Genomic DNA, 12026 nt, shown 5'->3' with positions numbered 1-12026 from the left:
CAACCGCACTCAAGGAGGCTGCGCTACGATCCACGCGAAGGAAGGGACAGGTGAGCAAGTGTCGCTTTTAGAGGCAGATCCGTTCGTCGGCAAACACTGCGAGTCGACCACCCTCGTGAATCTGTTGCGGCAGCAAGAGATCAACTTGTCGGAGTCACTCGTCTTCGGCCTCGCCGGTGGCCTGTCGTTCATCTACTGGCGGACGAAGCAGATGCCGACGCCGTTCGTCGGTGGCCGCATCAAACCCGACACGCTCTCCGCCAATCTCGCGAATGCGCTGAACTTGCGGCTGTCCGTTCACGAGACCTCCTCGGTGAAACGGGCGAGGGAACAGCTGCTGGCAGAGCTTGATTCCGGAACCGTTGTCGGGCTCAAGCTCGACCGCTACTTCCTCGACTACTCCACCGACGACTTCCGTTTCGCGGCGCACTATGTCGCCTGCGTCGGGCACGACGACGATCGTTTCGCCCTGGTCGAAACTCAGCCGCTCGGCCTGAAATGGGCCTCCGGCGAATCCCTCGCGACCGCGCGAAACGCACGCGGCCCGATGAGTTCACGTAACCGCGCCTTCACCCTCCATCGTCTGAAGGGCGGCCTTCCTGACCTGGGGGAAGCCGCCCGCAAAGGCGTCAAAAGGGCGGCAGAGGACTTTTTGAATCCGCCGATTTCCAACTTCGGGTTCAAGGGCATGCACAAAGTCGCCGACCTCATGCCGCAGTGGCTCGACGACCTGGAATCGCCCGCGGACAGCCTTCCCGAGATCGCCACGATCATGGAGGACGCGGGAACGGGCGGGGGCCTGTTCCGCATGATGTGGGCGGAGTTCCTGGCGGAGACCGCCGAACTCACCGGTGTCGCCGGGTTCCGGGAGATCTCGGACGCGTACCGTGAGGTGTCGGAGAAGTGGACCGGGGTGGCCGCGCTTCTGCACGAGACGGGAGTCGCGTCGTCGCGGGAATCCCTCCACAGCGCGTCGAAGCTGGTGCACGAGGCCGCCGAGGAGGAACAGCGCCTGATGAGCCGTCTCATGGAACTGTCGAGCTGACCCGGCCCCACGGCAGCACACCGACCGGGGCCCATGACCACGGAGGGCCCCGGTAGCGTCATCGGCCCCGCTGAGAGCAATGAGCTGGTGGCCCGGCTGAGCGCAGACCGGGCCTCCAGCCGGTTCTGGTGACGGACGGCCAGACCTCAGCAACCGAAGTCGATGAGATCGAACGTGGCGTAGTGGTCGGAGGTGTAGTAGTCCTCCTGGGACTCCTCACCCGTGACGATCCGACGTGCGCCGCGCGTGGAGGAGCCCGGCGTGATCACGGTGTACTCGTGATAGTAGGCCGACGGCTGGCTGGGCAGGACGTCTTCGCGGTTGGAGAAGACGGTGCCGTCCTGCGAGTACGGGAACGGGCCGTCCGACGCGATCAGGTCGAGCGTGTCGTGCGCCTGGGAGGGCAGGTCGCTATAGCAGATGCTGCCGACTGCGGCGGACGCCGGGGTGGCGGTGACGGTGCCGCCGATGAGGAGGGCGGACAGGACGGCGGCTGCGGCGCCGATGGGGGTGATTCGTGGGGGGAATCTCATGCCGCCATGATGACGCGCGTAGAAGGTGGCATGTCAATGACAACTCCGAGAGTTTCCCGTCCAGTCCGATGAGTTTTCGCGGAGTTAACTTGCGACCTGGCGTCACCACGTCGCTCCCACACATCGTTTCGAACCAGGCGCGGCGTGTGTGCTCTGCTGTGTCCACGTCCGCCGAAAGTCCATGAGTCCGCGACTTTGGTAGCCGATCACGTCCACGGCGCGTCAGGCACCCCGCGCCGACCGTAGATTTGTCGACCGTGACAGACAACGGGCTCGACCACACCGTGGCGCGCGGGGCGGAGCTGCGCCGGTGGATGCTGCCCTCCGCGCTGCTGCACGGGCTCGACCCGGACTCCGGCCCGGCCGGCCGGCGGCCCCGGCGCACCGCACGGGACTGGGTCGTCGACACCTGCTGCTTCCTGCTGGCGGTGTTCCTGTTCCTCGCGACCGCCACCGTCCTGCTCCGGCAACAGCACACGCCCCGGGGCCTCGCCGCCGTCGACGTACTGCTCGGCGCCCTGTCCTGCGGCGCCGTCTGGCTGCGCCGACGCCTGCCCGTGGGCCTCGCTGCCGCGATGGTCGTCGTCGGCTTCGTGTCCTCCACTGCGGGCGGCGCCGCCATGGTCGCCCTGTTCACCCTCGCCGTGCACCGGCCCTTCCGCCACGTCGCCTGGATCGGCGGGGCCGACCTCGCCCTCGTACCCGTCTACTACTGGCTGCGCCCGGACCGGGATCTGCCCTACGCGGGTTCCGTCGTGTTCGCCGTGCTGTTCGCGGTGTCCGTCATCGGCTGGGGCATGTTCGTGCGCTCCAAGCGGCTGCTGATGCTCAGTCTGCGGGAGCGGGCCCGCCGGGCGGAGACCGAGGCACGGCTGCGTGCCGAGCAGGCGCAGCGGCTCGCCCGCGAGGCCATCGCCCGGGAGATGCACGACGTCCTCGCCCATCGGCTCACGCTGCTGAGTGTGCACGCGGGCGCGCTGGAGTTCCGGCCGGACGCGCCGCGCGAGGAGGTCGCCCGGGCCGCGGGGGTGATCCGGGAGAGCGCGCACGAGGCGCTCCAGGACCTGCGGGAGATCATCGGCGTGCTGCGGGCCGGCGAGGCCGAGGACGCCGCCGGCGAGCGGCGCCGGCCGACGCTGGCCGCGCTGGACGACCTGGTCGCCGAGTGCCGCGAGGCCGGCATGAAGGTCACCCTGGAGCACCGCGTCGCCGACCCGGCCGCCGTTCCCGCCTCCGTCGGCCGCACCGCCTACCGCATCGCCCAGGAGGCCCTGACCAACGCCCGCAAACACGCCCCCGGCGCCGAGGTCACCCTGCACCTCACCGGCGCACCGGGCGAGGGCCTCACCGTCACGGTCACCAACCCGCCGCCCACCGACGAGCCCACGCCCGTGCCGGGTTCCGGCCAGGGCCTGATCGGCCTCACCGAACGCGCGACCCTCACCGGCGGCCGACTGGACCACGGCACCACGGCGGACGGCGGCTTCGAGGTACGGGCCTGGCTGCCCTGGGACCGGCCGGCACCGACGGCCTGAGCACGCCCCGCGTACTTACCCCTCGTACGCCGGTCCGCCGCAGCCCGGCGTGGCCGTGGTGACTGTCGGCCGGTGGGTGCCGACCGTGACCTCGCGCACCAGGTTGCCGTCATCGTCGTACCCGCCCCGGCACGGCATCCGGTCGCGCCGCCCCGCCCCGGTGCCGAGGCCCGGCACCGCGGGGCGCCCAACCGTGGTTACGTATGGCCCATGACCCCGATCAGACTGCTCCTCGTCGACGACGATCCGCTCGTACGGGCCGGACTGGCCCTGATGATCGGCGGGGCCGAGGACATCGAGATCGTCGGGGAGGCCGCGGACGGCGCCGAGGCCGAGGAGCTCGTCTCGCGCACCCGGCCGGACGTCGTCCTCATGGACATCCGGATGCCGTCGGTGGACGGGCTCACCGCGACCGAGCGGTTGCGTGCGCGGGCCGACGCCCCGCAGGTCGTGGTGCTCACCACCTTCCACGCCGACGAGCAGGTGCTGCACGCCCTGCGCGCGGGCGCCGCCGGATTCGTGCTGAAGGACACCCCGCCCACCGAGATCGTCGACGCCGTGCGCCGGGTCGCGGCCGGCGACCCCGTGCTGTCGCCCGCCGTCACCCGGCAGGTGATGCGGCACGCGGCCGGCGGCGCCGCCGACGCGCGCCAGGCACGCGCGCGTGAACGGCTCGCCGTCCTCAACGACCGCGAACGCGAGGTCGCCGTCGCCGTCGGCCGCGGCCTGCCCAACGCGGCCATCGCCACCGAGCTGTTCATGAGCGTGGCCACCGTCAAGACCCACGTCTCCCGCATCCTCGCCAAACTCGGCCTCGACAACCGCGTCCAGGTCGCCCTGCTCGCCTACGACGCCGGGCTCCTCGGGGACGACGGGCACTAACCGGGCGTCCGGGGCGTTGTCCGCACACAGGGTGCTGCTGTCCTGGCCTCGGGGGCCGCAAGGGGAGGACGGGAAGGTCATGGAGCTGATCGATCTGGGGGAGTACGGCGACGAACTGCGCCGCGACCCGCACGCGGTGTACGCGCGCCTGCTGGAGCGCGGCCCGGTCCACCGCGTCCGGCCACCGGGTTCCGACGACGGCTACGAGACCTGGCTCGTCGTCGGGTACGAGGAGGCCCGCGCCGCGCTCGCCGACCCGCGTCTGGCCAAGGACGGCAGCAGGATCGGCGTGACCTTCCTCGACGAGGACCTGATCGGCCGGCACCTGCTGGCCACCGACCCGCCGCAGCACACCCGCCTGCGCGGCCTCGTCGCCCGGGCCTTCACCATGCGCCGGGTCGAGCGGCTGCGCCCGCGCGTCCAGCAGATCACCGACGACCTGCTGGACGAGATGCTCCCGGCCGGCCGCGCCGACCTCATCGGCTCCCTCGCCTACCCGCTGCCCATCACCGTCATCTGCGAACTCCTCGGCGTCCCGGAGATGGACCGCGACGAGTTCCGCAAACTGTCGACGGAGGTGGTCGCCCCGACCAGCTCGCAGCGCGAGTACGACGCGGTGGTCAGCCTCGCCGAGTACCTGACGGAGCTGATCGAGGACAAGCGGTGCGCCGGTCCGGCCGACGACCTGCTCAGCGACCTGATCCGCACCACCGCCGAGGACGGCGACCGGCTTTCGGCGGAAGAACTGCGCGGCATGGCCTACGTGCTGCTGATCGCCGGCCACGAGACCACGGTCAACCTCATCGGCAACGGCGTCCTGGCGCTGCTCACTCATCCCGGCCAACTCGCCGCCCTGCGCGCCGACATGGGCCTGCTGGACGGCGCGATGGAGGAGATGCTGCGCTACGAGGGCCCGGTGGAGACCGCCACCTTCCGGTATGCCGCCGAGCCCCTGGACATCGGCGGCATCCGGATCGAGCGGGGCGAGCATGTGATGATCGGCCTCACCGCGGCCCAGCGTGACGGCGCCCGCTACGCCGAGCCGGACCGCTTCGACATCCGCCGCGACCCCCGTGGCCATCTCGCCTTCGGTCACGGCGTCCACTACTGCCTGGGCGCACCCCTGGCCCGCCTGGAGGGCCGCACGGCCATCGGCACCCTCCTGCGCCGCGCCCCCGACCTCACCCTCGACGGCGCACCCGGCGAGTGGCTTCCGGGCCTCCTGATGAGAGGCGTCCGCACCCTGCCGGTGCGCTGGTAGCTCTTCGGCCGCCGGGCACCCGTGCCGGGCATCGGCTACGAGGGCCGTGCCCGGTCCGGGATCTCGGCCAGGGGCACCGGGCGCCGCTCCCGGCGGGAGAGCTCGCAGGCCTCGGCCACCCGCAGAGCCTGCAGGGCCTCGTGGCCGTCGCACGGGTTGGGGCGCTCGCCGCGCACCACCTCCAGGAAGGCGTTCAGCTCGGCCTCGTACGCGGGGCCGAACCGCTCCAGGAAGCCCGGCCACGGCTTGTCCGCGGGCGGCGGCCCGGTCGGCTCGGTGGACGCGAGCGGCGTACGGTCGTCCAGGCCCACCACGACCGTGTCCGCTTCCCCGGCCAGCTCCATGCGCACGTCGTACCCGGCGCCGTTCAGCCGGGTCGCCGTGGCCGTGGCCAGCGTGCCGTCGTCCAGCGTGAGCAGTACCGCGCCCGTGTCGACGTCCCCGGCCTCGCGGAACATCGCGGGCCCGGCGTCGGACCCGGTGGCGTAGACGTCGGCCACCTCACGGCCCGTCACCCACCGCAGCACGTCGAAGTCATGGATCAGCGTGTCCCGGAACAGCCCACCGGACAGCGGCAGCCAGTCGGCCGGGGGAGGGGACTGGTCGCAGGTCATCGCGCGCACGGTGTGCAGTCGGCCGAGGCGTCCCGAGCGCACGGCCTCGCGGGCGCCGGCGTATCCCGCGTCGAAGCGCCGCTGGAACCCCATCTGCAGAATCGTGCCCGCCGTCTCCACCTCGGCGAGCGCCTGCAGTGTGCCCGGCAGGTCGAGCGCGATCGGCTTCTCGCAGAAGACCGGCAGGCCCGAGCGGGCTGCCCGACCGATCAGTTCGGCGTGGGCCGACGTCGCCGTGGTGATCACCACCGCGTCCACGCCCCACTTGAAGATCTCGTCCACACCCGGCGCCGCCGTCTCACCCAGCCGGTGCGCCAGTCCCTGCGCCCGCGCCGGATCCGCGTCGGTCAGGATCAGTGACCCGACCTCCCGGTGGCGGCTGAGCGTTCTCGCGTGGAGGCTGCCGATGCGGCCCGTACCGATGACCCCGATGCGCATGGAAACAAAGTGAGGGCGGAGCCCGTGCCCTGTCAATGCGTATGTCCGGACAATCGGACTACACAACTTCCCGTCAACCGGCCACGGGACTACGCTCGGGCCGTGCCGAAACCAGATGTGGACCCCACCGTGTCGCTCGACCTCCATGTGGACCGTAGCTCCCCGGTGCCGTTGTACTTCCAGCTCTCCCAGCAGCTGGAAGCCGCCATCGAGCACGGCAGCCTCACTCCGGGCAGCCTGCTGGGCAACGAGATCGAGCTGGCCGCGCGGCTCGGTCTGTCCCGGCCGACCGTCCGCCAGGCCATCCAGTCCCTCGTCGACAAGGGGCTCCTCGTGCGCCGCCGCGGCGTCGGCACACAGGTGGTGCACAGCCAGGTCAAGCGCCCGCTGGAGCTGAGCAGTCTGTACGACGACCTGGAGGCGGCCGGTCAGCGCCCCGCGACCAAGGTGCTGGTCAACACCGTCGTACCGGCCTCCGCCGAGGTCGCCGCCGCGCTCGGCGTGCCCGAGGGCGGCGACGTGCACCGCATCGAGCGGCTGCGCCTCGCGCACGGCGAGCCGATGGCGTACCTGATCAACCACCTCCCGTCCGGCCTGCTCGACCTGGACACCGCCCAGCTGGAGGCCACCGGCCTGTACCGGCTGATGCGCTCGGCCGGGATCACCCTGCACAGCGCCCGCCAGTCCATCGGCGCCCGCGGTGCCACGGCGGCCGAGGCCGAGCGGCTCGCCGAGGACGAGGGCGCCCCGCTGCTCACCATGCAGCGCACCACCTTCGACGACACCGGCCGCGCGGTCGAGTTCGGCGACCACACCTACCGGCCGACGCGTTACTCCTTCGAGTTCCAGCTGCTCGTCCGGCCCTGACCGGCGACCGCGTTCGTTGTAATGTCCGGACATTCGGACGGGTGCGTGCTCCCCGGCTGTGTCATGAGTGTCACCTGTGTTCGATACTGGAGCGTTTGGGGCCGCTGAGCTGATCACCGGCCCCTTCCGCACGTACGAACACAGCAAGAAGGGGCACTGCCTCGTGGCACGGTTCAGGACCTGGGCGGTCATCTCGCTGACAGGGGCACTTTCGCTGTCCCTCGCGGCATGCAGCAGCACGGGAGGCAAGCGGGCCGAGGACGCCCGCAAGGCCGCCGCGGCCCAGGGGAGGGCGGCGGTGAACACGCCCCGCTGGACCTTCGCGATGATCACCCACTCGGGAGACGGCGACACCTTCTGGGACATCGTGCAGAGCGGCGCCAGGCAGGCCGCCGTCAAGGACAACATCAACTTCCTGTACTCGCACGACGACCAGGCCCAGCAGCAGGCGCAGCTGGTGGACGCGGCGGTCGACAAGAAGGTCGACGGCATCATCGTCACCCTCGCCAAGCCGGACGCCATGAAGGCAGCCGTGGCCCGCGCCGAGAAGGCCGGAATCCCGGTGATCACGGTGAACTCCGGCTCCGCGGAGTCCAAGGCCTTCGGCGCCCTCACCCACATCGGCCAGGACGAGACGATCGCCGGCGAGGCCGTCGGCGACGAGCTGAACAAGCGCGGGAGGAAGAAGGCCCTGTGCGTGCTGCACGAGCAGGGCAACGTGGGCCACGAGCAGCGCTGCGACGGCGTCGCCAAGACCTTCCACGGCACGCTGCAGAAGCTGTACGTCAACGGCACCGACATGCCGGACGTGCAGTCCGCCATCGAGGCCAAGCTCCAGGCCGACGACTCCATCGACTCGGTTGTCACCCTGGGCGCCCCGTACGCCGACACCGCCGTGAAGGCCAGGGGTGACGCGGGCAGCAAGGCCGAGATCGACACCTTCGACCTCAACGCACAGGTCGCCGCCGAGCTGAAGAACGGCACCCTGGGCTTCGCCGTGGACCAGCAGCCGTACCTCCAGGGCTACGAGGCGGTCGACCTGCTGTGGGCCTACAAGTACAACGGCGACGTCCTCGGCGGCGGCCGGCCGGTGCTGACCGGTCCGCAGATCATCACCAAGGACCAGGCCGCCGCGCTGGCCGCGTACACCGAGCGGGGCACGCGATGAGCGCAACCATTGATGAAAGGGTTCTGCAGAGCTCGCCGGCGAAGAAGCTGCTCTCCCGGCCGGAACTGGGCTCGGTGGTCGGCGCCCTCGCCGTCTTCGTCTTCTTCGCCTGCGCCGCCGACGGTTTCCTGCGCGCCGCCAGCCTCAGCACGATCCTGTACGCCTCCTCGACCATCGGCATCATGGCCGTACCCGTGGCCCTGCTGATGATCGGCGGCGAGTTCGACCTGTCGGCCGGTGTCCTGGTGACGTCCTCGGCGCTGGTCTCCTCGATGTTCAGCTACCAGATGACGGCGAACACCTGGGTCGGCGTAGGGGTGTCCCTCCTCGTGACGCTGGCCATCGGCGCGTTCAACGGCTTCATGCTCACCCGCACCAAGCTGCCCAGCTTCATCGTGACGCTGGGCACCTTCCTGATGCTGACCGGCATGAACCTCGGCTTCACCAAGCTGATCGACGGCACGGTGTCGACGAAGACCATCGGGGACATGGAGGGCTTCCCCTCCGCCCACGCGCTCTTCGCCTCGACGCTCACGATCGGCGGGGTCGACTTCAAGGTCACGATCCTGTGGTGGCTCGGCCTGGTGGCGATGGCCTCCTGGATCCTGCTGCGCACCCGCGCCGGCAACTGGATCTTCGCCGTCGGCGGCAACCAGGACGCGGCCCGCGCGGTCGGCGTCCCGGTCGCCAGGACCAAGATCGGGCTCTACATGGGCGTGGCCTTCGGCGCCTGGATCTCCGGCCAGCACCTGCTCTTCTCCTTCGACGCCGTCCAGTCCGGCGAGGGCGTCGGCAACGAGCTGATCTACATCATCGCGGCCGTGATCGGCGGCTGCCTGATCACCGGCGGCTACGGCAGCGCGATCGGCTCCGCCGTGGGCGCCCTGCTCTTCGGCATGACCAGCAAGGGCATCGTCTTCGCCGAGTGGAACCCCGACTGGTTCAAGTTCTTCCTCGGAGCGATGCTGCTCCTCGCGACCCTGCTCAACGCCTGGGTCAAGAAGCGCGCGGAGGTCAGCAAGTGACTCTGGTTGAGCTGACCGACGTCAGCAAGCACTACGGCACCGTCCGCGCCCTCGAAGGCGTCTCGCTGGAGGTCCACCCCGGCGAGATCACCTGCGTCCTCGGCGACAACGGAGCCGGCAAGTCCACCCTGATCAAGATCGTCGCGGGTCTGCACCGGCACGACGGCGGCACCCTGAGCATCGAGGGGGAGGAGACGACCTTCTCCTCCCCGCGCGAGGCCCTCGACCGCGGCATCGCCACGGTCTACCAGGACCTGGCGGTCGTCCCCCTCATGCCGGTCTGGCGCAACTTCTTCCTCGGTTCCGAGCCCCGCAAGGGCAAGGGCCCCTTCAAGCGCCTGGACACCGACCTCATGCGCCGCACCACCCGCGAGGCACTGCTCCGCATGGGCATCGACCTCAGGGACGTCGACCAGCCCATCGGCACCCTCTCCGGCGGCGAGCGCCAGTGCGTGGCGATCGCCCGCGCGGTCCACTTCGGCGCGAAGGTCCTGGTCCTGGACGAGCCGACGGCGGCACTGGGGGTGAAGCAGTCCGGTGTGGTCCTCAAATATGTGGCCGCGGCACGCGACGAAGGCCTGGGCGTTGTCTTGATCACCCACAACCCGCATCACGCGTACCTGGTCGGCGACAGATTCGTCCTGCTGCGCCGCGGCACAATGGTGGGCAATTGCACACGGGACGAGATCACTCTGGACGAGCTGACCCGGCAGATGGCGGGAGGATCCGACCTGGACGCCCTGCGCCATGAACTGCAGCGTGGTTGAGGGGCGCGGGGAACCGTGCGACGAGCCACAACGCACCCGCGGTCGGCGACGCTCGCGCACCAGCCTCTCCCGTCCCGTACGCGACCCACACCCACGGTGAGGCAGAATCGACAAACGATGAGCACCTACCGCGACCTCACCGCCCCCATCGGCTCCCGCAGGGCCCCCGTGCTCCGTACGGTCGGTACCAGGGAACGCCGCTCCCATCTGACAGCACCCCGGGTGCCGACGGTGGGCATCGACATCGGCGGCACCAAGGTCATGGCGGGCGTCGTGGACGCCGACGGCAACATCCTGGAGAAGCTCCGCGCGGAGACCCCGGACAAGTCCAAGAGCCCCAAGGTCGTCGAGGACACCATCGTCGAGCTGGTCCTGGACCTGTCCGACCGGCACGACGTGCACGCGGTCGGCATCGGCGCGGCCGGCTGGGTCGACGCCGACCGCAACCGCGTCCTGTTCGCCCCCCACCTGTCGTGGCGCAACGAACCGCTGCGCGACCGCCTGAGCGGCCGCCTCTCCGTGCCGGTCCTCGTGGACAACGACGCCAACACCGCCGCCTGGGCGGAGTGGCGCTTCGGCGCGGGACGCGGCGAGGACCACCTCGTCATGATCACCCTCGGCACCGGCATCGGCGGCGCCATCCTGGAGGACGGTCAGGTCAAGCGCGGCAAGTACGGCGTCGCCGGCGAGTTCGGCCATATGCAGGTCGTGCCCGGCGGCCACCGCTGCCCGTGCGGCAACCGCGGCTGCTGGGAGCAGTACAGCTCGGGCAACGCGCTGGTCCGCGAGGCCAAGGAGCTGGCCGCCGCCGACTCCCCGGTGGCCTACGGCATCATCGAGCACGTCAAGGGCCAGATCGGCGACATCACCGGCCCGATGATCACCGAGCTGGCCCGCGAGGGCGACGCGATGTGCGTCGAGCTGCTCCAGGACATCGGTCAGTGGCTCGGCGTCGGCATCGCCAACCTCGCCGCCGCCCTCGACCCCTCCTGCTTCGTCATCGGCGGCGGGGTCTCGGCCGCCGACGACCTGCTCATCGGCCCGGCCCGGGACGCCTTCAAGCGCCACCTCACCGGCCGCGGCTACCGCCCCGAGGCCCGCATCACCCGCGCCCAGCTCGGCCCCGAGGCCGGCATGGTGGGCGCCGCCGACCTGGCCCGGCTGGTCGCCCGCCGGTTCCGCCGGGCCAAGCGCCGCCGGGTGGAGCGGTTCGAACGCTACGAGCGGTACACCCAGGCCCGCCGGGACCGGGACACCGCATGACCGCCTCCCTGCCGCGCCAGGCCGCCCCGCCGGACGAGCCGCGCCGCCCCGCCGAGAACCCCGGGCACAAGGCCAGGCGCCGCGCGCTCACCCTGCTGATCATCGGCCTGCTGATCGGCGTCCCGGCCGGCTATCTGGTGATCTCCGCGAACCAGAGCCGCAACAGCGGCAAGGACAAGGAGGCGAAGTACTCGGCGACCGGCCTGACCTCGGGCTGGCCGTCGAACGTGCAGCGCCGCCTCTACCAGGTGACGGTCCCGCACCCGGCCGACTACATCGCCTCCTACGAGACGAACAACTGGAAGACCAGCCGCCTCTACGTGCAGTTCCGCACCAACGCCGCCGGCCTGGACAGCTTCCTGCAGACCATGGGCGCACGCCGGGACGAACTGAAGAAGAGCGACATCGCCATCGGCGCCCGCGACCAGAAGGTCAGCGGCTGGCGCTTCACCGGCACCGGGCCCTGGTGGGGACTGACCCACCGGCAGAAGAACCCGGCGCCGACCCAGGACGTGGTCGTGAACATGTCCGACCCGAAGAACCCGATGGTCTACGTCGTCTCCCGCACGGTCCCGTAGTCGCGGGCCCTGGGCGGCCCCGGGGCCGATTGTCAGACCCCGCCCGTAGA

General features: G+C 70.7%; 12 protein-coding genes. 10 read left to right on the top strand and 2 right to left on the bottom strand.

Annotated features, from left to right (window positions below; genetic code table 11):
* The first annotated feature begins 58 nt into the window (after positions 1-58).
* Entirely contained in the window at positions 59-1045 is a 987-nt protein-coding gene (locus tag ACZ5NH_RS32275; RefSeq protein ID WP_468780265.1) for a BtrH N-terminal domain-containing protein, read from the top strand.
* Between the two features lie 146 nt (positions 1046-1191).
* On the opposite strand, the gene ACZ5NH_RS32270 is transcribed toward ACZ5NH_RS32275, so the two are convergent.
* Entirely contained in the window at positions 1192-1578 is a 387-nt protein-coding gene (locus tag ACZ5NH_RS32270) for a ribonuclease domain-containing protein (protein ID WP_468780263.1), read from the bottom strand.
* Between the two features lie 314 nt (positions 1579-1892).
* On the opposite strand from ACZ5NH_RS32270, the gene ACZ5NH_RS32265 reads away from it, so the two are divergent.
* From ACZ5NH_RS32265 to ACZ5NH_RS32255, 3 genes are all read left to right on the top strand, one after another.
* Entirely contained in the window at positions 1893-3113 is a 1221-nt protein-coding gene (locus tag ACZ5NH_RS32265; RefSeq protein WP_468780358.1) for a sensor histidine kinase, read from the top strand.
* A gap of 210 nt (positions 3114-3323) precedes the next feature.
* Positions 3324-3995 carry a response regulator gene (locus tag ACZ5NH_RS32260; RefSeq protein WP_468780356.1) on the top strand — a complete coding sequence of 224 codons (672 nt, stop codon included), beginning with the start codon at positions 3324-3326 and terminating at the stop codon, positions 3993-3995.
* A 79-nt stretch (positions 3996-4074) separates the two neighbouring features.
* Positions 4075-5256, top strand: coding sequence for a cytochrome P450 family protein (locus ACZ5NH_RS32255; RefSeq protein ID WP_468780261.1), 1182 nt, complete (start codon positions 4075-4077; stop codon positions 5254-5256).
* Positions 5257-5291: 35 nt separating this feature from the next.
* Here ACZ5NH_RS32255 and ACZ5NH_RS32250 read toward each other — a convergent pair whose 3' ends face one another.
* A complete protein-coding gene (locus ACZ5NH_RS32250; RefSeq protein WP_468780259.1) occupies positions 5292-6308 on the bottom strand; it encodes a Gfo/Idh/MocA family protein in 1017 nt (338 codons plus the stop codon).
* 129 nt (positions 6309-6437) lie between these two features.
* Between ACZ5NH_RS32250 and ACZ5NH_RS32245 the strand changes: the two genes are divergently transcribed.
* The 6 genes from ACZ5NH_RS32245 (at position 6438) to ACZ5NH_RS32220 (ending at position 11976) form a co-directional block, all read left to right on the top strand.
* Positions 6438-7175 (top strand): GntR family transcriptional regulator, encoded by a 738-nt coding sequence (locus ACZ5NH_RS32245; protein ID WP_468780354.1) that lies wholly within the window; start codon positions 6438-6440, stop codon positions 7173-7175.
* A gap of 163 nt (positions 7176-7338) precedes the next feature.
* A complete protein-coding gene (locus ACZ5NH_RS32240; RefSeq protein WP_468780257.1) occupies positions 7339-8343 on the top strand; it encodes a sugar ABC transporter substrate-binding protein in 1005 nt (334 codons plus the stop codon).
* Positions 8340-9368 carry an ABC transporter permease gene (locus tag ACZ5NH_RS32235; protein WP_468780255.1) on the top strand — a complete coding sequence of 343 codons (1029 nt, stop codon included), beginning with the start codon at positions 8340-8342 and terminating at the stop codon, positions 9366-9368. The genes ACZ5NH_RS32240 and ACZ5NH_RS32235 overlap by 4 nt, the downstream gene beginning before the upstream one ends.
* Positions 9365-10135 (top strand): ATP-binding cassette domain-containing protein, encoded by a 771-nt coding sequence (locus tag ACZ5NH_RS32230; protein ID WP_468780253.1) that lies wholly within the window; start codon positions 9365-9367, stop codon positions 10133-10135. The genes ACZ5NH_RS32235 and ACZ5NH_RS32230 overlap by 4 nt, the downstream gene beginning before the upstream one ends.
* A 117-nt stretch (positions 10136-10252) precedes the next feature.
* A complete protein-coding gene (locus ACZ5NH_RS32225) occupies positions 10253-11398 on the top strand; it encodes an ROK family glucokinase (protein ID WP_450986604.1) in 1146 nt (381 codons plus the stop codon).
* A complete protein-coding gene (locus ACZ5NH_RS32220; RefSeq protein ID WP_468780251.1) occupies positions 11395-11976 on the top strand; it encodes a sugar kinase in 582 nt (193 codons plus the stop codon). The genes ACZ5NH_RS32225 and ACZ5NH_RS32220 overlap by 4 nt, the downstream gene beginning before the upstream one ends.
* The last annotated feature ends 50 nt before the right edge of the window (positions 11977-12026 follow it).

This window comes from Streptomyces sp. NPDC031426, assembly GCF_055581585.1.
Note: the sequence above shows the minus strand (reverse complement) of the source record. Positions and strands in the feature narration are given on the sequence as shown.

Excerpts from the sequence above, each read along its gene's own strand:
- ACZ5NH_RS32270 (WP_468780263.1), bottom strand. The coding sequence starts at position 1,578 with ATGAGATTCCCCCCACGAATCACCCCCATCGGCGCCGCAGCCGCCGTC.
- ACZ5NH_RS32265 (WP_468780358.1), top strand. The coding sequence starts at position 1,893 with ATGCTGCCCTCCGCGCTGCTGCACGGGCTCGACCCGGACTCCGGCCCG.
- ACZ5NH_RS32260 (WP_468780356.1), top strand. The coding sequence starts at position 3,324 with ATGACCCCGATCAGACTGCTCCTCGTCGACGACGATCCGCTCGTACGG.
- ACZ5NH_RS32255 (WP_468780261.1), top strand. The coding sequence starts at position 4,075 with ATGGAGCTGATCGATCTGGGGGAGTACGGCGACGAACTGCGCCGCGAC.
- ACZ5NH_RS32250 (WP_468780259.1), bottom strand. The coding sequence starts at position 6,308 with ATGCGCATCGGGGTCATCGGTACGGGCCGCATCGGCAGCCTCCACGCG.
- ACZ5NH_RS32235 (WP_468780255.1), top strand. The coding sequence starts at position 8,340 with ATGAGCGCAACCATTGATGAAAGGGTTCTGCAGAGCTCGCCGGCGAAG.
- ACZ5NH_RS32225 (WP_450986604.1), top strand. The coding sequence starts at position 10,253 with ATGAGCACCTACCGCGACCTCACCGCCCCCATCGGCTCCCGCAGGGCC.
- ACZ5NH_RS32220 (WP_468780251.1), top strand. The coding sequence starts at position 11,395 with ATGACCGCCTCCCTGCCGCGCCAGGCCGCCCCGCCGGACGAGCCGCGC.